Annotated in this window: 20 protein-coding genes; 6 read left to right on the top strand and 14 right to left on the bottom strand. The window is 43.9% G+C overall.

Going from position 1 to position 19,098, the window contains the following annotated elements; genetic code table 11:
- Nucleotides 1-153 precede the first annotated feature (153 nt).
- Nucleotides 154-831, top strand: a complete 678-nt coding sequence (locus CCC70_RS03520; protein ID WP_287084276.1) for a response regulator transcription factor — start codon at nt 154-156, stop codon at nt 829-831.
- A complete protein-coding gene (locus tag CCC70_RS03515; RefSeq protein ID WP_330577124.1) occupies nt 828-2,000 on the top strand; it encodes a sensor histidine kinase in 1,173 nt (390 codons plus the stop codon). Before CCC70_RS03520 ends, CCC70_RS03515 begins: the two co-directional genes overlap by 4 nt.
- A gap of 11 nt (nt 2,001-2,011) precedes the next feature.
- Here CCC70_RS03515 and CCC70_RS03510 read toward each other — a convergent pair whose 3' ends face one another.
- The 11 genes from CCC70_RS03510 to CCC70_RS03460 all read right to left on the bottom strand — a co-directional run bounded on the left by CCC70_RS03510 (nt 2,012) and on the right by CCC70_RS03460 (nt 12,071).
- On the bottom strand, nt 2,012-2,905 hold the full coding sequence (locus tag CCC70_RS03510; RefSeq protein WP_118624957.1) for an AraC family transcriptional regulator: 894 nt from the start codon (nt 2,903-2,905) through the stop codon (nt 2,012-2,014).
- 27 nt (nt 2,906-2,932) lie between these two features.
- A complete protein-coding gene (locus tag CCC70_RS03505; RefSeq protein ID WP_287084275.1) occupies nt 2,933-3,643 on the bottom strand; it encodes an ABC transporter permease in 711 nt (236 codons plus the stop codon).
- 92 nt (nt 3,644-3,735) lie between these two features.
- Nucleotides 3,736-4,524: an ABC transporter permease gene (locus CCC70_RS03500; protein WP_287084274.1), complete on the bottom strand. Its 789-nt coding sequence runs from the start codon at nt 4,522-4,524 to the stop codon at nt 3,736-3,738.
- A gap of 33 nt (nt 4,525-4,557) precedes the next feature.
- Complete coding sequence (locus CCC70_RS03495) at nt 4,558-5,292, bottom strand: ABC transporter ATP-binding protein (protein WP_287084273.1); 735 nt, start codon at nt 5,290-5,292, stop codon at nt 4,558-4,560.
- 380 nt (nt 5,293-5,672) lie between these two features.
- Nucleotides 5,673-5,810, bottom strand: coding sequence for an iron-containing alcohol dehydrogenase (locus CCC70_RS03490; protein ID WP_147343313.1), 138 nt, complete (start codon nt 5,808-5,810; stop codon nt 5,673-5,675).
- A 140-nt stretch (nt 5,811-5,950) separates the two neighbouring features.
- A complete protein-coding gene (gene tnpB / locus CCC70_RS03485) occupies nt 5,951-7,048 on the bottom strand; it encodes an IS200/IS605 family element RNA-guided endonuclease TnpB (protein ID WP_287084272.1) in 1,098 nt (365 codons plus the stop codon).
- Nucleotides 7,048-7,470, bottom strand: coding sequence for an IS200/IS605 family transposase (gene tnpA / locus CCC70_RS03480; protein WP_270610229.1), 423 nt, complete (start codon nt 7,468-7,470; stop codon nt 7,048-7,050). The genes tnpB and tnpA overlap by 1 nt, the downstream gene beginning before the upstream one ends.
- 266 nt (nt 7,471-7,736) lie before the next feature.
- Entirely contained in the window at nt 7,737-9,011 is a 1,275-nt protein-coding gene (locus CCC70_RS03475; protein WP_287084271.1) for an MFS transporter, read from the bottom strand.
- Nucleotides 9,012-9,441: 430 nt separating this feature from the next.
- Nucleotides 9,442-10,566 (bottom strand): DUF362 domain-containing protein, encoded by a 1,125-nt coding sequence (locus tag CCC70_RS03470; protein WP_287084270.1) that lies wholly within the window; start codon nt 10,564-10,566, stop codon nt 9,442-9,444.
- Nucleotides 10,567-10,665: 99 nt separating this feature from the next.
- The gene (locus CCC70_RS03465) at nt 10,666-11,133 is read right to left on the bottom strand and encodes a DUF2284 domain-containing protein (protein WP_287084269.1); all 468 of its coding nucleotides are present in this window, start codon (nt 11,131-11,133) and stop codon (nt 10,666-10,668) included.
- Nucleotides 11,134-11,198: 65 nt separating this feature from the next.
- Complete coding sequence (locus tag CCC70_RS03460) at nt 11,199-12,071, bottom strand: LysR family transcriptional regulator (RefSeq protein ID WP_118753072.1); 873 nt, start codon at nt 12,069-12,071, stop codon at nt 11,199-11,201.
- A gap of 155 nt (nt 12,072-12,226) precedes the next feature.
- Here CCC70_RS03460 and CCC70_RS03455 point away from each other — a divergent pair, with 155 nt between their 5' ends.
- From CCC70_RS03455 to sdaAA, 3 genes are read left to right on the top strand one after another with little or no spacing between them, the layout of a single operon-like run.
- Nucleotides 12,227-13,447: a dicarboxylate/amino acid:cation symporter gene (locus CCC70_RS03455; protein ID WP_118512825.1), complete on the top strand. Its 1,221-nt coding sequence runs from the start codon at nt 12,227-12,229 to the stop codon at nt 13,445-13,447.
- Nucleotides 13,448-13,452: 5 nt separating this feature from the next.
- Entirely contained in the window at nt 13,453-14,121 is a 669-nt protein-coding gene (gene sdaAB / locus CCC70_RS03450; protein WP_118753071.1) for an L-serine ammonia-lyase, iron-sulfur-dependent subunit beta, read from the top strand.
- A gap of 20 nt (nt 14,122-14,141) precedes the next feature.
- Nucleotides 14,142-15,011, top strand: coding sequence for an L-serine ammonia-lyase, iron-sulfur-dependent, subunit alpha (sdaAA, locus tag CCC70_RS03445; protein WP_015527274.1), 870 nt, complete (start codon nt 14,142-14,144; stop codon nt 15,009-15,011).
- A 392-nt stretch (nt 15,012-15,403) separates the two neighbouring features.
- Here the strand turns inward: sdaAA and CCC70_RS03440 are convergent, their stop codons facing one another.
- The 3 genes from CCC70_RS03440 to CCC70_RS03430 all read right to left on the bottom strand — a co-directional run bounded on the left by CCC70_RS03440 (nt 15,404) and on the right by CCC70_RS03430 (nt 18,000).
- Nucleotides 15,404-15,763: a P-II family nitrogen regulator gene (locus CCC70_RS03440; RefSeq protein WP_118753070.1), complete on the bottom strand. Its 360-nt coding sequence runs from the start codon at nt 15,761-15,763 to the stop codon at nt 15,404-15,406.
- Nucleotides 15,764-15,817: 54 nt separating this feature from the next.
- Nucleotides 15,818-17,056 carry an ammonium transporter gene (locus tag CCC70_RS03435; protein ID WP_118753069.1) on the bottom strand — a complete coding sequence of 413 codons (1,239 nt, stop codon included), beginning with the start codon at nt 17,054-17,056 and terminating at the stop codon, nt 15,818-15,820.
- A gap of 218 nt (nt 17,057-17,274) precedes the next feature.
- The gene (locus tag CCC70_RS03430) at nt 17,275-18,000 is read right to left on the bottom strand and encodes a TraX family protein (RefSeq protein ID WP_287084268.1); all 726 of its coding nucleotides are present in this window, start codon (nt 17,998-18,000) and stop codon (nt 17,275-17,277) included.
- A gap of 173 nt (nt 18,001-18,173) precedes the next feature.
- Here CCC70_RS03430 and nudC point away from each other — a divergent pair, with 173 nt between their 5' ends.
- Nucleotides 18,174-19,010, top strand: coding sequence for an NAD(+) diphosphatase (nudC, locus tag CCC70_RS03425; protein ID WP_287084267.1), 837 nt, complete (start codon nt 18,174-18,176; stop codon nt 19,008-19,010).
- The last annotated feature ends 88 nt before the right edge of the window (nt 19,011-19,098 follow it).

Genomic DNA, 19,098 nt, shown 5'->3' with positions numbered 1-19,098 from the left:
ATTTTATATGTAAATTTTGTTCTCTGTAGCCTTACTATATCATCCCCTGTATAAAATCTCTGTTAAGAAACAAAAAAATTTACAGGAATTTTATGCTATACATGATATTATAGATAACAAAGCAAAATCAACTGTTTTTTTGGAGGATTTATTATGCATATATTGATAATCGAAGATGAACAGCAGCTCTGCCAGTCTATTGCGGAGGGACTTCGTATGGATGGCTATGAAGCGGACACATGTTTTGACGGGGATGAAGGACTGGAATTATGTCTGGTGGAAAATTATGATCTCATCCTTCTTGATCTGAATCTTCCAGGCGTTGATGGTCTGGAAATCCTGCGCCAGTTTCGGGAATCCGATACTTCCACTCCCGTTTTGATCCTCTCTGCCAGAGGACAGATCCAGGACAAGGTTGAAGGGCTTGATCTCGGTGCCAATGACTATCTCACAAAGCCTTTTCATTTTGAAGAGCTGGAGGCACGGATCCGAAGTCTGACACGAAGAAAATTCATCCAGCAGGATGTGTGTCTGCAATGCGGACGTATCAGCTTTGATACCCGTACAAGAAAGACCAGTATCGATGGACTCCCCCTTTCTCTGACCCGAAAGGAAAGTTCTCTTCTGGAATATTTCCTTCTTCATCAGAACCGTATCATAAGCCCGGAAGAAATGATCGAGCATATCTGGGACGGAAGCGTCAACAGTTTCAGCAATTCTATTCGTGTCCACATTTCTTCTCTTCGAAAAAAACTGCGCACTGCTCTCGGCTTTGATCCAATACAGAATAAGATCGGCCAGGGTTACATTTTAACGGAGGATATACAATGAAAATGAAAAAAATAACCGGAAAGCTTTCTCTTCAATGGCGTCTGACACTGATCACTGCGTTGCTTATGACAGTCACCTGCATTCTGATGTATTTTTTTATCAGCCAGTCCGCAGTTGCCGGAATGGAGGATCTGGGAGATTACATGATACGGATCGATAACACTGATTCTGCTCCCATCACCTTTAATATGAATCCCTCCATCTTATTTCCGGAGCTTTCCGATCAGCTGCAGCTAACCAAAAAACTGTTTCTCACCAAAGGACTCATGGTAACAGGAATCATCATCCTTCTCAGCAGTATCTGCACATATTTTATCAGCCGTCAGGCATTACTTCCGCTTCGCAGACTCAGCCAGGAGGTGAACAAAATAGAGGTCCAGAACCTTTCAGAGGCTCTTGAAGTTCCTGCTACCAATGACGAGATTTCCCTCCTGACAATTTCATTTAACAAAATGCTCGCACGCCTGGATGAAGCTTTTACTGCCCAGAAGCAATTTTCTGCCAATGCAGCCCATGAGCTGAGGACTCCTCTTGCCGTTATCCAAACAAATCTGGATGTTTTTGCCCGCAGGGAAGCACCTGCTTTAAAAGATTATCAGGAGATTTTTGCCATGCTCCAGGAACAGACCGGGCGACTTTCCCATCTGGCTGAAATCCTCCTGGATATGACCGGTGTACAGACTGTTGAACGTTCCGAAAGGATCTCTCTGGCAGCACTGACTGATGAGGTTTTCTGCGACCTGGCTTCCGTAGCGGAACAGAAGGATGTTGAACTGATCCAGCAGGAGGGAGACTGCATCATTACCGGAAGCTACCTGCTGCTGTATCGCGCTGTGTACAATCTTGTGGAAAATGCGATCAAATACAATCACTCCGGTGGAAAAGTAACCGTAAATATCCATCTTTCCGAAGAAATAACAGATACATCCACGTCTGTCAATTATGTCTTTCTTGAAGTCTCCGACACCGGAATCGGCATTCCTCCTGAATATCAGGAAAAAATCTTCACCCCGTTTTTCCGTGTGGACAAATCAAGAAGCCGTGCTATGGGAGGTGCCGGCCTGGGGCTTGCACTTGTCAGTGAAATTGTCAGACAGCATAACGGACAGGTAAAAGTACTGGAAAGCAGCAAAAAGGGCAGCATGATCGCAATCATGCTGCCGGTCTGAACATGTTTGTATTACACTTGTCTCATATTCCGATACTCTGTAGGTGAAATTCCATAGCAGCTTTTGAATACTTTCGAAAACTGAAAAGGATTCGTATATCCAACATCTGATGAAATATCGGATATGGAATATTCTGTGGTGGTCAGCAGGATCTTTGCCTGATTCATCCTTACTTTACGGAGATATTCCCGGGGTGACTGGTCGTATTCCCGGCGGAACAATGTGCTGAGATAGTTTGGATGTACATGGAGGATTCCTGCCACATCCTGGATCCGGATATCCCGGCTGTACATGCGGTCCATATAGTTTTTTGCATCCTTGGCCAGATTTTTTTCTTCTTTTGTCAGCTTTTTTATATCGCCCTGTGTTTCAAGGAGCCTGGCAAAAAGATGCAGCATTCTGCTGTTTGCCTCCAGGGATGCGGAAAAATTCCGTATGGAGAAAAACTGCTCTCCCGGAAAATCTTCTTCCTGATAAATGGCCACATCCTGAAGTCTTTTATCCATAACTGACAAAATCGACAGGATTTCTTTTTCCAGTTCTTTAGCCGAAAGCGCCAGATCCAGGATCTCGTTTTTTCCAAATAGAAGATCAATAAATTTATTTCCGTTGTCTGCATAAAATCCGATCCAGGCATATTTCCAGGGGTTCTGCAGGGAAGCTATGTATTTTCCTTCTATTCCTGCAGGTATAAAAAATGCCTGTCCGGCATGTACATTCAGCATTCTGCCTGAGATTTTCAAGCTTCCTTCTCCCTGCAGTACAAAATGCAGCAGATGATAAGGCCGTGCCTGAAACTGCCACATATGTCCTTTTTCACATTCCTGGATACCGCAGTGGTTCATCTGCATAACCGACAATTCCCGCTTTGCCCGATCCAGAAAAATATCTTTACTTCCAAGCATGGACTCACCTCCCCCCATAAACGATCTTTAATTCCCAGCACTTTCATATCTTCCCAGTCCACGTTTCAGGCACACTGCCGATAACCACAGCATCCCTAAACAGACAGGAAACTGTAACAGACATCCCGGCAGCATGTCCTTCTTTCCTAACAAAAAGCCCGCCGGATAATAGCTGATATATGCGTAAGGTATGATGTATCCAAAGATTCCTTTCAGTAATCCCGGGTATATGATAAGTGGATATTTCGCCATCTCTCCTACAGAAAGAACCAGATAATTTAACGAATTTTTCGGTCCCTGCATCCAGAAGGACATACAGCTTGCCAGCCAGATCATGCAAAAACGAATCATAGATGCTGTAAGCAGATATGCCACAAAATACAGAATTTTTATGATCGTCCAGTTTATTTTACAGTTTTTTATTCCAACTGACAATATTCCCAGTGCTATGATCATTTTATTTAATCCGTCAAAATCAATCCGGGAAGCTGCCATCTGCATTCCTGTCGGAAGCGGTCTTACGAGAAACCGGTCGATTTCTGATTTATTTACCATCTGTGCAATTTTCCAGGAACCCTGAAAGAAGAAGTTCACCCATCCTTCTGAAAATAACAGATACCCGTATAACAATAAAATTTCCCATACAGACCAGCCGCCAACTGTGGGAATATTTGTATAGATAATTCCAACAACTGCCAGATTTGATACCTGGGACAGCAATGTAAAAAATGTCATCATCAGAAAATCTGCTCGATAATACATTAGGGATTTTATATTCATTTCCTGCATCTTCCGGTATATTTTGAAATATTTCCTGTATCTGCCCATCTTTAACCTCCATATAATGCGATAACGGAAGATGCTTTTTTCCATAAGATGCTTCCAAATGCAAATAATATTACATTCCACACGCTCTGGAACAAAAGTGCTTCCCAGCATTTCTGCCAGCAAAATATTCCATCAAATATGCTGCATGGAATATATACGATCCCGGAAAAAGGCATAACCGTAACAATTTTCTGCAAAAATCCAGGAAACAATGCCAGTGGAACCAGAGCTCCTGAACAGAAATTTGTCAGAACTTCTCTCCCTTTTACAACACCATACGCATTATCTGTATAAAAACAGAACATGGAAAATATATACTGGATGTTAAATTTGATTCCCATTCCCAAAAGTATGGAGAAAAGCAGAAGGAGAACTCGCCACACCTCTATATTCTGCATTCCGTTACACATTACCAGAAAAGTACCGCACCATAAAAATGTGATCAAAAATTCCATTCCTGCTGTTCCCACAGCTTTAAAGAATGTCAAACTTCGGTAACTCAGCGGTTTTAACAGATCTGTGATTATATTTCCACTGATAATACTGTTGGCCGTCTGCATTTCAAATCCAAAAGAAAACGTACTGTTGCACAAAAAAGAAACGATCACATATTTTTTCATAATTTCCCATGTATATCCATTGATCTCCGTATGATATAAAAAAACACTTTTCCATACATAGTAAAAAACTACAATCTGAATAAAATTTGCAAGCAAACCGGTCAGGAAATTTTCTTTATAAGCAATTCCTTCCAGAAATCCCCCTTTTATCAGTGCCAGATATTTTCTCATATTTGCTCTCCTCAGAAAAACAAAATCAGACGGTTAATTCTTCGTATTTCCATTGAACAGTTCAATAATAATTTCTTCCAGTGTTTCTGCTTCCGGATAATTATCAAAAATTTTTGTTATTTCATCATCAAATAAAATTTCTCCTTTTTCCAGAATGATAAGTCTCCGGCACAGCCATTCCATATCTTTCAGATCATGGCTTGTCAGCAAAATCGTGGTCTTTTTTTCTTTATTTATGTATTGTAAAAACTGATATACTTTCTGTTTGACTGCCACATCCAGCCCTATTGTTGGTTCATCCAGAAATAAAACCGGCGGATCATGTAAAAGAGCTGCTGCTATATCTGCCCTTACTCGCTGTCCGAGAGACAGCTTTCTTGCCGGCTGGTCTATAAATTCTTCCAGTTCCAGAATTTTCTTAAACAGATTCAGATTTTCTTCATAAACATTGTCCGGGATTTCATAAATACTATGCAGCAGTTCAAAAGAATCTTTTACCGAAATATCCCACCACAACTGTGTCTTCTGACCAAACACAACGCCTATCTTCCCGCCATTTCTGATCCGTTCCCTGAATGGATCATTTCCCATAACGGAAATCTTTCCGTCTGTCGGTTTCATGATCCCTGTAAGCATTTTAATGGTCGTTGATTTTCCTGCCCCGTTTGCACCAAGGAAAGCTACACATTCACCCTGCTGTATGGAAAAAGAAATTCCTTTTACAGCTTCCTTCTCTTTATATTGGGGATGGAATAAGTATTTCACCATCCCGGTAAAACCTTCCTGCCGCTGTGAGATCTTATATATTTTGTACAGATTTTTAACCGCTATGCTCTCCATATACATTCTTCTTTCTCTGTATTTTGCTCTGTTGTGGTAAGCTTGGTTACTGTCTATACAATAGCATCGTATATTTTATCCGTACATGTTCGTTGTATAAATCTTTATGTTTATAATATAATTTTCACTGCAAAAAAGCTCCCCGGAAAACAGCTTTTTACTTATTTCGGGAAGCCAATATCTTTTTCATTTGCACAAAACAGGAGCAAAAAGTCTGCCTGAACTTTTCACTCCTGTTCATTTCTTCAAATACTCTGATGACAGATTTTATTTCTGCAGTAGCGTCACATCCTTACCTGATACTATCTTTACAGTGCCTCTTTATACAGTGCCAGGATATCCTCCCGAACGGTCTTCCGGGGATTTACCGCAATGTTTCCACTTTTCATGGCATCCTCTGTCATCTGCGCAAAATACTCATCTGTAACCCCTGCGTCCGTTGACACTCCCCACAGCTAAAGCAGGGGGATTCTTGCTTCTCCCACTACTGCATTGGCAAACACCTTACGGTACTGCAATGTCTTACACAGTGTCCACAAGCTATATTTATACTGTTCCCGTATGCCCTACGGTACAGTTTTTATCTTTATGCAGACTGCATCTGCAGTCCTTTTTTCAGAATATTGATACTTGCATTCGTATCCCGGTCATGAACCGCATGGCATTTGGGACACTCCCAGATACGAATGCACAGATTTTTTATCCGTGGATTTCTGTAGCCACAACAGCTGCAGGTCTGACTGCTCGGATACATCGTTGGTACTCTGTGAATTTCATTTCCATACCAGCCAGCTTTATATTCCAGCATTTCAAAAAATTTTGCCCAAGAAACACTCGCTATCGATCTTGACAGTTTATGATTCCGGATCATCCCCTTAACATTCAGATCTTCAATACAGATGGTTTGGTTTTCACGCACCAGCATCGTTGACTGTTTCTGCAGGAAATCATTCCGCTGATTGGTTACTTTCTCATACACTCTTGCCACCCTGATCCGCTGCTTCTCGCGGTTATGGGAATCTTTTTGTTTTCGGGAAAGCCTGCGCTGTTCTCTTATGAGTTTTCGCATTGAGCGTTCCAGATATCTGGGATTTGATACCGTATTTCCATTACTGTCGGAGTAGAACGCTTTGATTCCGACATCAATCCCTATCATTCCGCCAGCATTTGAGCGTGGTTCCGGTTCAAAATCAACATTTAAAACCGCAAAATATTTTCCAGCCGATGTGTGCTCAATGATCACGTGATTAATCTTTTCCACTTCCATCGACTGCCGTATTTTAACAAATCCAAGTTTCGGAAGTTTGATATATCTTCCCACAATACGAATATTATCTTTTTGATTTACCGTTCTGTATGACTGGAACCGGTTATGTTTACTTTTGAAGGTTGGATAGGAAGCCCGTTTCTGAAAGAAATTCACAAATCCCCGGTCCAGATCCCGCAAAGACTGCTGTAATGCAATGGAATCTGCTGCTTTCAGAAAGGCAAACTCCTCTTGCTTTTTCAGTTCAGTCAGCATGGCGGAAGTCTGGGAATAGCCGATCTTTTCCCCATTTTCATAGCCTTCCTTACGCATGGCAAGTCCCCGGTTGTAGATGAACCGGCAGCATCCCAGGGTCTGATGGATGAAGTTTTTCTGTTCTCTGTTCGGGTAGATTCTAAATTTAATTCCTTTTTGCATTATCCCATCTTATCCTTTTGTCTCTGCGATGTTTTCTGGTTTTCAATATACTGTTTTACTGTTTCCAGCGGAGCACCGCCCACCGTCGATACAAAATAGCTGTTTGTCCAGAGAGTCGGCATTTTCGTTTTAAGATAGGGAAATTCCTGTCTTAAAATTCTGGACGTATAGCCTTTAAATGACTTTACAGCTTTGTGGATGCCAAACTGAGGATCTACTTCCAAAAGCATATGAACATGGTCTGGCATGATCTCCATTTCCAGAATGTCTACAGAAAGATTTGCAGCATACTCTGTGAGCAGCTCCTTCAGCCGGACGTCCACACCGTTAATTAATACTTTTCGTCTATACTTTGGACACCATACTATATGGTATTTACAGGAATAGACGACATTGTTGTTTGATTTATATGTTGTGTTCATATTTGTATTATACCATTGTTCATCAGTTAATACAATTACTATTTTGTCCATCTTCAATCACTTGCATAAACAGTCAAAAACAATATCTGATTTTCTCATCCTTTCGTTATCCTAGCAGAAATATCTGATCCCTGCAACTCAAAAAAAGCCTGGAAGAAATCAGCCACAGGCATTTTATTTCTTCCAGGTTTTTCTGTTTTCTGATTCTCAGTCAGCTGTCTTTGATCCGGCAGCTGATACAGCTCTGCATCCAATTACATTCAGACTTATTCTGCCTGTGGTTTGCTTACCTGTGCTGTATCATTCTTTACTCCGGCAGATTTTTCGGCATGCTCTTTCACAAGATTCCGTCCAAGCAGAGTCAGGCATACAAATGCGATCACTGCAAAAACAGCTCCGATCCCAAATACCACGTTCATCTCATAACCTTTGCTGCTCACCAGACCGGAGATTGCCGGTGCGCCAAAGGTTGCAAATACAATGCCGAACATGACAAATCCGTAATTCTCCCCGGTGTGCTTCATTCCGAAAATAGAGCTTGTCAGGGACGGAAAACTTCCCATGATGCCGCCGTAGCAGCCGTACATCAGCACAACAGCAACCGTTACTGCCAGGGATCTTGATACAGCGAGAACTCCCATAGCGATCACTGCCACGATCAGCACTCCTTTGATGCAGACGATCCTGCCTGCTTTATCTGCCAGTGTTGGAAGCACCAGTCTTGCGCCAGCGTTTACAATAGAACCAAGCATCACTGCACTAACTGCCATTGCAGACGGAATTCCAAGGTCGATCTGATAGGTCTGAGATACCGGTGAAACCATAAAATACGAGGTCAATCCAAAAAACATAGTAGCAAGGAGAAGATAAAAATTCTTTGTACGCACCATTTCTGCAGATGTGTACTGTTTTATTTCCGGTTCAGCTGCTTTCTTTCCGGCGGAAGCCTGTACATTCATCAGATTTTTTGCCGGCGCCTGGAAGAAAATTCCGCATAGTATCCAGGAAACTGTAATGGCAGTTCCAATAATAAGAAGTGTTTTCTGTACACCGGCTGTCTCCAGCAGTTTTCTGCTCAGCGGCGCCAGGAAAAATCCACAAAGTCCGTTGGCAGTTACCACAACGCCGGAAGCAAATCCGGTACGGTCCGGGAACCATCTCTGCACGGTTGCCAGGATCACCGTGTAGATCATTCCCTGTCCAAATCCCTGCATCACTCCATAGGAGAGATACATAGGAAGCGGTATGGGAACGATCAGAAATGCGGATGCCAGGATTCCTGCCGCAAAGATCCCGCCTCCGATCCATACAATCGTCTTTTCCTTAAAGCGGTTCTGCATCCTTCCGCCTACGATATTTCCGAATACAAAGGTGCTCAGTGCCAGATAAAAGCACATGGATGCCTGTCCCTGGCTCCAGCCTGCCTGCTCCATCACATAGGGCTGGTAAATAGACCATACATGGGGATATCCGGTAAAAAAGATCGCGAAAGCTCCGAATATCATGGTCAGCAAACGCTGTTTTTTCTGTATTCCTGTCATAATTTCCTCCTCTGAAAAGATTTCCGGCCTGCTCTGTACTCTCTGCCCACAGAATGCAGCCTGTTTCTGTACACACGACCTGCACGTTTTCCTGCACATTAGCTCTGCTTATTCCTGATATTCTTTTATTTGTGTGCCATTATTCTTTATTTGCGTGTCAAATGCGTGTTAATTATGTTGTGTGTATGTTATCACACGCAATCTTATTATGCAATATAAACTTACAGCTTTTTCTGTTTTCTCGTTTTTGTCCAAATTTTCCTGTTATTTCTTTGTATATTATTCACAGTGGTCATCTTTTAGGCACGCATATGCACGCATATATTTTTTATTTAAAATACCGTTTTTTCTATTTTATATTTCTTAATTCGCATAAAAAAGCACGCCATGTTACAGGCGTGCTTTCGTGATTTTATATAATTTCTGTTGCTTATTTGATTATCTTCAGCTCATATTCCCTGGTTCCCAGGCCGATCTTTTCTGCCTGATCCAGAGTTGCCTTCCACTCAATATTCGGATTGGAATCCTTAAAATGGTCATGATGACAGTGCCATCCCGGCTCTGCCAGATGCTCTCCAAGCTGGCTGTTGGCGATCGGTGTTGCCTTCAGGCAGGCATCTGCACAGGCCTGATCCAGTGCAACCGGGTCAAAGCTTGCGAACATTCCGATATCCGGAAGGATCGGCGCATCATTTTCACCATGGCAGTCACAGTTAGGGCTGATATCCTGTACCAGTGCAATATGGAAATGGGGACGTCCGTGACAGACAGCCTGTGCATACTCTGCCATCTTGCGGTCAAGAAGCTCGTTTGCACTGCTATTCGGATTGTATACGGCATCATAGCTGCAGGCCCCGATACAGCGGCCACAGCCTTTGCATTTATCGTAATCGATAACTGCTTTCTTGTTTACATATGTAATCGCATCACTTCCGCACTCTTTCGCACAACGGCGGCAGCCACGACAGACATCTTCATGAATGGCCGGCTTTCCGCTGGCATGCTGCTGCATTTTTCCGGCACGGCTTCCGCATCCCATACCGATATTCTTCAGAGCACCGCCAAAGCCGGTTGCCTCATGTCCCTTGAAATGGCTGAGACTGATAAAAATATCTGCGTCCATGATAGCATGTCCGATCAGGGCAGTTTTGCAGTATTCTCCGTTTACTACAGGAACTTCTACTTCATCGGTTCCTCGAACTCCGTCACCGATGATGATCTGACATCCGGTTGTGATCGTGTTAAATCCGTTAAGATTTGCACAGTCCAGATGCTCCAGTGCATTCTTTCTGCTTCCCGGATAAAGAGTATTACAATCTGTCAGGAACGGCATTCCGCCCTGCTCCTTACAAAGATCTGCGACTACCTTTGCATAGTTCGGACGAAGGAATGCCATATTTCCAAGCTCTCCGAAATGCATCTTGATGGCTACGAATTTTCCATCCATATCGATATCTTTGATTCCTGCGACAACACAGAGTTTTTTCAGTTTATCCAGCTGGCTGGTTCCCACCGGACAACGAAAATCAGTGAAATAAACTGTTGATTTTTCCATTCTGGTTTTCCTCCTGTTTAATCATTTCAAAATAAATTTACCCTTTTCCTGACAGTATGTCCAGTTTTTATACTAAAAATGTATAAAAAATGCGCTACTCTACTCTCGAAAAAGAATCTGCGAAAAATACCGGAACTTTCCATCATTGGTCCAGCACTGCATTCCCACAGCATCTGCCATCTTCTGCGCATCCACACAATAGGCAGACATACAGGAATTATGCTTGTACGGTCCGGCGCTCATGATCAGAATATCTGTTTTTCCGCACTCTTTCATCTTCTCTGAGAGCTGCTCTGTCAGCTTATTATGTGCAAGCTTGGCTTTTCTGTAATCCATGAGTCTGTCCTGCGTCGTCTGGAGCACCAGGGTGTTCTCATAATCCAGGGCACGTGCCTTCATTTCTTCCACAGTCCCGCTTTCCGGTGGACATGCAGGATTTTTATCATAATTACCACAAGCATTTTCTTCACAGAAAACACGGTATTCCGGCACAAACACCAGCTTATCGGTTTTCATGACCGCTGCATCGGAAAAGCCAAGCTTCTTTGCTTCTTCAATAAAATCCATTTTTCTCTCCTATGCTTTTTTCTTTTATAGTGCCACATTTTATTTGTTTTTACAAGCTCTGCCTTTCACTCTGCCGCCAGGCGGATGAATTCCTCCATCTCTCTCGTCTTAAACTTATTTTTATGGTAAAAGATCTGCCGGTACATGGATATCTCCACATCTTCCACATGTAAAAGGGCAATTCTTCCTTTCCGGATATCCCGCTCCACAGCCAGATAGGGAAGAAAGGAAAGTCCGTGGTTCTTTTCCAGCATGCGGATGATGAAAGCGGTATCGCTGATCTCCAGTACCGGTGACAGGGCCTGCTTCTTAAGCGCCAGCTGCTGATCTAGGGCCTGCCGATAATTGGCATTCTTTTCCGTGAGAAAAAAAGGCTCTTCCAGAATATCCTCCATCTTCAGCGTCTTTCCCGCAAACTCCGAATCTGCAGAGGCCACAAATACTACCGGCTCCGCCTTCTCCATGACCTTCACCCAGTTCTGGTCCCACCTTGGGGTATCCAGTATATAAATAAGATCCAGCCCGTTATGCTCCATCATCCGTATCAGCTGCTCCGGTGTATCAATAGTCACCTGCATATTTACTTTCGGGTGAAACTCACGAAATTTGCTGAGAACAGCCGGAAGCTTTGCTGTGCAGAGAGATTCAATAGTCCCGATATGCAATGGATTTTTCAGTTCCGCATCGTCATTCATTGATTTTTTTGCTTTATTTACGTCATATAAGATCCGGCTTGCATGCTCCATAAACTCTTTTCCGGACGGAGTAAGCACCACACGCTTTCCGGTTCTGTCAAAAAGTCTTGTTTCCAGCTCATTTTCCAGAAGACGGATCTGGACAGTGATCGCTGACTGGGTGTATCCCAGAACCTCTGCTGCCCTGGAAAAACTCTGAAGCTGTGCTACATGTACAAACGTCTCCAACTGACGGATTTCCATTATTTTCTCCCTTTTTCTATGAAATTTTTTCATCGTGATGATGAAATCTGTGAATTTGCTTTATTTTTATGTCAATGTTACAATACAATCACGAGGACGTCAATCGTATTTTTGTGCAAAATGAATAAATTCATACTTAGGAGGAAAGAATCCAAATGGAAAAGAAAAAAATCAAGATCGGACTTGTGCCGAAGCTGATCATTGCCATCATCATAGGTATCCTGTTCGGCCAGTTCCTTCCGGAAGGCTTCTGTCGCTTTGTTGTAACCCTTTCCGGATTTTTCAGTACCTTTCTGAAATTCGTCATCCCGCTGATGATCCTTGCCTATGTGACCATGGGTATTGCGGATCTTTCACAGGGTGCAGGGAAGCTTCTCCTGATCACAGTGGCTCTGGCTTATGGCTCCACTCTGATCGCAGGTTCCGCATCCTATCTGGTATCATCCAGCCTGTTCCCACACTTTATGAGTGAAGGTGCACTGGATCAGATCGCAGCTACCGCAGACGCATCCCTGACACCATTTTTCTCTATCACACTGGAGCCGGTCATGGATACTCTTTCTGCTGTTGCCCTTGCCTTTGTCATGGGACTGTGCCTCTCTTCCATGCGTGGAAAAGAAATGGGAAACAGCCTTTATAACGGAATGAGCGACTTTTCCAAAATCATTGACAAAGTCCTTCATACCATTATCATCCCGCTGCTTCCGCTTTACATCTGCGGAACCTTCACAGATATGACTATTTCCGGAAAAACCTTTGCCATCTTAAGCATCCTCTGGAAGGTATTCCTTGTTGTTATCATCATGCACCTGATCTGCATTACGATCCAGTTTGTGATCGCAGGTACTGTCAGCAAAAAGAATCCTTTCACTCTGATCAAAAATCAGATCCCGGGATACACAACTGCTCTGGGAACCCAGTCTTCCGCAGCTACCATCCCGGTCAACCTGGAATGTGCAAAGAAGGATGGCGTATGTGAGCAGATCCGCAACTTCGTAGTACCGCTCTGTGCAAACATCCACATGGCCGGTTCCATGATCACCATCACAGCCTGTGCTACTGCAGTCTGCCTTATGAACCAGCTGCCCATCAGTCTCGGGATCATCGTTCCGTTCATCATGACTCTCGGTGTTGCCATGGTTGCATCTCCCGGTGCTCCCGGTGGTTCCATCATGACTGCCCTTCCATTCCTTTATATGGTATTCGGAGCAGAAGCCGGTGATCCGGACGGTGCCATCTGTGCTATCATGGTTGCCCTTTACATTACTCAGGATTCCTTCGGAACTGCCTGCAATGTATCCGGTGACAACGCCATCGGCGTGATCGTTGACACCATTTATAAGAAATTTATCGCAAAAACACCACAGGAGAATTAAGCAAAATGTCTTTTATCAGTGTATTTGACGTTATGGGGCCCAACATGATCGGTCCTTCCAGTTCTCATACCGCAGGGGCTGCGCGTATTGCTTTCCTTGCCCAGAAGATGATCACGCCGCCCCTGAAAAAAGTGGAATTCATCCTTTATGGTTCCTTCGCCAGAACATACAAGGGACACGGTACAGACCGTGCCCTCCTTGGCGGAATCATGGGCTTTTCCACAGATGACATGCGTATACGGAGTTCTTTTGATATTGCCAGGGAACAGGGGATCGACTTTTCCTTTACTCCAAATGAAGCGGAAACCGATGTCCATCCCAACACTGTAGATATCCATATGGTCAATGAACAGGGACAGGAAATGACAGTCCGGGGGGAATCGCTGGGCGGCGGCAAGGTCCGCATTGTGGAGATCAACCACGTGAAAGTGGATTTCACCGGCGAATACAGTGCCATCATCGTGATCCATCAGGATACTCCCGGTGTTGTGGCCTACATCACCAGATGCTTAAGTGAACGTAACATTAACATTGCCTTCATGCGCCTCTTCCGTGAATCCAAAGGAACCACAGCCTATACGATCGTGGAATCCGATGGTCATCTCCCGGAAGATATCGTAGAAAGCATTCACCAGAACACCAACATCCATGATGTCATGGTTGTTCAGATGTAGGGAAAAGGAGGATGTGTTTTATGGATTTCAAAAATGCCAAGGAACTTCTTGCTCTCTGCCAGGAAAAAAAGCTTCCGATTTCCGAAGTAATGCGCCAGCGTGAGATCCTTCTCGGTGAAACCACTGCTGAAATCGTGGACCAGCGCATGGACCGTGTTCTGGAGATCATGAAGGACGCTGCTTTTTCCCCCATCAAAGATCCGGTGATATCTATGGGCGGACTAATCGGCGGTGAAGCCCGAAAGCTCTGCGAATTTCATGACCTGGGAAAAAGCCTGTGCGGAAATGTTCTCGGAAAGGGAATCACCTACGCTATGGCAACCCTTGAGACCAACGCTTCCATGGGACTGATCGTTGCCTCTCCTACTGCCGGCAGTGCCGGGATCGTTCCCGGAATGATGCTTGCTCTTCAGGAGGTCTACGGCTTTTCCGATAAAAAAATCCGCCAGGCACTATTTAATGCAGGCGCGATCGGCTATCTTGCCATGCGTAATGCAACAGTTGCCGGTGCTGTTGGCGGATGTCAGGCTGAGGTCGGAATCGCTTCCGCAATGGCTGCTTCCGCTGCTGTTGAGCTTCTTGGCGGCACTCCGCTGCAGTGTACCTATGCGGCTTCCACCGTTCTTATGAATATGCTCGGTCTTGTATGTGACCCGGTAGGCGGCCTGGTGGAATATCCCTGCCAGAACCGTAATGCAGCCGGTGTTTCCAATGCCCTAATCGCAGCGGAAATGTCACTGGCCGGTATCCCCCAGTTCATCCCGCTGGATGAGATGATCGATGCCATGTATACTGTGGGCAAAAAACTTCCTGCCGAGCTTCGTGAAACTGCTCTCGGCGGTTGTGCAGCCACACCGTCTGCCTGTGAGAAATGTCATCTTTGCAGCTGATGAGCAGAGTATAACACATAATAAATAGAGCCCGACTGAAATGACTCAAACAACAAAACGGAGAATTCCCGAACTTCTTTTTCCAGGAATTCTCCGTTTTCTTTTTTATAACAGGCATTCTGATCTCACATTCGCTGATTGTTCGGATTTTTTCTGGCAGTCTCAAAATCCGGTTCCAGTCCTTTCTTCAGAAGTTTAGCGTAAATACTTTCAGCACTTTTTATCCGGTTGGTGATCTAACTGATCTATTGTATACCTTTCTATCTTATATGTAACTGCAGAAGTTTGCACCAAATCAAAGTAAGACTATTGTTAATTATCTGCAAAAAGATCCTTCTGAAAATCTGAATATCTCAGTTTTCCAGAAGGATCTTTTTTACATTTCTATTATTTTAAAAGAACTCTGACTGCAGTGCATCATATCCGGTCTCACCGGTTCGGATTCGGACAGCATTTCGGATCTCGTAGCTGAAGATCTTGCCATCGCCCGGGTCACCGGTGAATGCTGCTTTCTGAATCGCATCAATGACTTTAATCTCCCAGTCTTCGGATGATACTACAATCTCAAACTTGATCTTCGGTTTCAGAAATACATCGATTTTAGAACCACGGACATATTCTGTGTAACCACGCTGTGTTCCGCAGCCCATAATCTGGGTTACTGTAAAACCGTTTACCTGGATGTCATTTAACGCTGCTTTGACATCTTCCATTTTTTCTTCTCTTACGATTGCTTCTATTTTAATCAACATATTATAATCTCCTCTTTAACACCATCATTCACATTAACAGGAAATGAACTCTTATCAGTCAAATCCATTGAATGACGGATATGCATTCTCTCCATGCTGGGATGCGTCCAGACCAACCAGTTCTTCCTTCGGATCTACACGAAGCGGTGTAAAAATACGCACGATTCCAATACAGATCAGTGTTCCCACAATGGCAACAGCAATGGTGATCACAATACTTAAAACCTGTGCCAGAAACAGACGGTAATCTCCAAATACAAGGCCATCCCATTTTGCAACAGAATTGATCGAAGATTTTCCGAAAAGTCCGGTTGCGATTCCTCCCCATATACCGCCAATACCATGGCAGCCAAAAGCATCCAGCGCATCATCGATCTTCAGTTTCTGCTTCAGAAGAATCACAGTAAAATAGCAGATCGGGCTTACCAGGATTCCAATGATAAAAGATGCCCAAACCGGTACGAATCCAGCTCCCGGAGTGATTGCTACCAGTCCGATAACAAGACCTGTAGATGCACCAACCAGTGTCGGTTTTCCCTCACGAATGACTTCGATCAGCATCCAGGTAAGCAAAGCACACGCAGAAGAAATACTGCTTGTCATAAAAGCATGTGCTGCAAGACCGTCTGCCTTCAGTGCACTTCCTGCGTTAAATCCGAACCAGCCAAACCACAGCATGGCTGCACCCAGGAAAACAAATGGAATATTATGGGTGCGGTAGGTTGCTTTTGCGTAGCCGCGTCTCTGTTTAAGATAAATGGCCAGTACAAGTGCACTGACGCCGGAGCTGATATGTACTACATTTCCTCCTGCAAAATCCACTGAGCCGATAGCTGCAAGAAATCCACCGTCTCCCCAGACCATGTGTGCCATAGGATAATACACGATCACAGACCAGATTGCAACAAAAAGAAGCAGTGCTTTAAAACGCATTCTTCCAACAACAGCACCTGTGATCAGTGCCGGTGTGATCATGGCAAACATCATCTGAAACGCTGCAAATACCAGATGCGGAATGGTATCTGCATAGGGCCCTGGCTCCCAGCCGACACCGTTCATGGCAAACCACCTGAAGTCACCGATAACACCACCGTGATTTCCGCCAAAGGCAAGTGAATAACCAAATAATGTCCACATCACAACGGACAGACCCATAATTGCTGCACACGCCATCATGGTATTGACAACATTTTTTCTCCGGACAAGTCCTCCGTAGAAAAATGCCAGCCCCGGTGTCATAAAAAACACAAAGGCCGTACAGATCAGCATAAAACCAGTATCTCCTGCATTCATAATCATTCCTCCTCGGTTCCCTCATTTATTTCTGCAACGCAAAAAGCGCCTGGAAATATAATTTCCAGACGCCTTTGTCATGGGAGTTATCATAGCAGATAATTTTTTTGATTTCAAGAGTTTTTCTTTAATTTTCTTATTTTCTTACAGACTTACTATGTTTTACTGATATGCTTTTTATTTTCAGCAATCTATCTGATACATTTTTTCAGCATCTTTTATACGATCCACATTTTGATCAAACTTAAGATCAGCAGATGTGCCGGATAGAAAATATAGAAAAACCACTTTGAAAACTTCGGTGCTTTTTCAGATTTTTCTCCATTATAGAAGCAGATAATGATAATTCCTGATACTACGATTCCAACTGCTGAAAATATCGCATGAAGCAATGCCTGTGCAGCCGGCAAAGTTTCTGCATAAGACGCGTAATTAAACGCTGCAAAAAGCACTGCTCCGATTCCATAAGCCTGAACCATTTTCTTCCTGTTTCCCCAGCCTGCATGAAACCAGAGAGTAAAAACAGGTGCCAGGATTGCCCAGTCCGAATAAATGGACAGTACCAGCAGAATGATTGTAAGCGGAACCCTCCACTTACTTGCTATCATCTTGTCCTGGATCACCAGGATCATAAAGCAGATAAACAGTGTAAAAATCATATTCAGCTGTGAAAAATCAAAGGCCATCATATAGGGAACCTGGGAGATTCCTGCAAAGACCAGAAGTCTCTCGCCATATTTCCTCCGGGAATGTGTATAGTAAAAACCTTCCACAAGAAAATAGCACATGGTGATGGCTGTGAAGTAACCGATGTCTATAAACACTTCCCACAGGATCGTGTTTTCCGGCAGAAGCACGTTGGCGATATGATTCAGAAGCATAGTGAAGATTGCTATGTATTTAATGGTATCCCGGGTCAGACCCTGCTTTTTTTCTGTTTGCATAATTTTCTCCTTTTCCTGCATAAGACAACAATCTTATCTTACACTTCCCATTTGCTGTCAGCAACTATTTTTCGTAAATTTACAGAATAGTTGCCTTTTTCTTAAGGTAAGTTTATACTGTAGAAAGCATACATAAAACACTCATACAGAACCAAAAACGAAAGGAATTTATCATGATCCAGGATATCGCACCACATACCTACCATAATGAATACAAACCTGTTGCCCCTGATAAAGCAAGCCACATTCTCGCCTATGAAGAGGGCAGGATCCTTATGAAAAAGGATGGCGAGACTATGACTCTTCCAAGCTTTGGAGAGCTGGAAGGAAAAATTGATAACCTATATGAAAATTATATCTATCTCTTCTCTGTTGATGAAGAGCATTTTTATCTGATCCCAGATCTGGATACCAGCCTTCTTCCCGGATATCAGTTTGAAATCACAAGAGTTCTCCGCACAGCGGAGCCTCAGTATCTGGCTTTTGCCGGAATCACCGGATACCAGCTCTTTCAGTGGTACAGCAAGCGCCGTTTCTGCGGCTGCTGCGGCAAACCGATGGTACATGATAAACATGAGCGCAAGATGATCTGCCCTGCCTGTGGAAACGGTGAATATCCGGTGCTTTCTCCAGCTGTGATCGTAGGCGTTACCAACGGTGACAAGCTGATCCTCTCCAAATATGAGGGCCGAAATCACACCCGCTACGCCATGATCGCAGGTTTTGCCGAGATTGGCGAGACCATCGAGGAGACTGTCCACCGTGAAGTTATGGAAGAGATCGGCGTAAAGGTCAAAAATCTCCGCTACTACAAGAGCCAGCCATGGTCCTTCTCCGGAACACTTCTGTTTGGCTTCTACTGTGATCTGGATGGCGACGACACTCTGACTGTAGACCACGATGAGCTTTCCATGGCCTCCTGGTTCAACCGGGAAGACATTCCGGATGAAGGAGATAATATCAGCCTTACCAAGGAGATGATGATGGCATTTAAGCATGGAAAAGCCTGAAATATCGCTTGCCTGATTCCGTAAACAATTTTTCGCAACCAATTTCACACAAAAACACCGGCCATTCATCTGTACCATATCCTGTCCA

Origin of the sequence: Blautia sp. LMAG:89, from assembly GCF_008679485.1 — a bacterium.
GTDB classification, from domain to species: Bacteria; Bacillota; Clostridia; order Lachnospirales; family Lachnospiraceae; genus Blautia_A; species Blautia_A fusiformis.
This window is presented reverse-complemented; position numbering and strand designations above follow the sequence as displayed.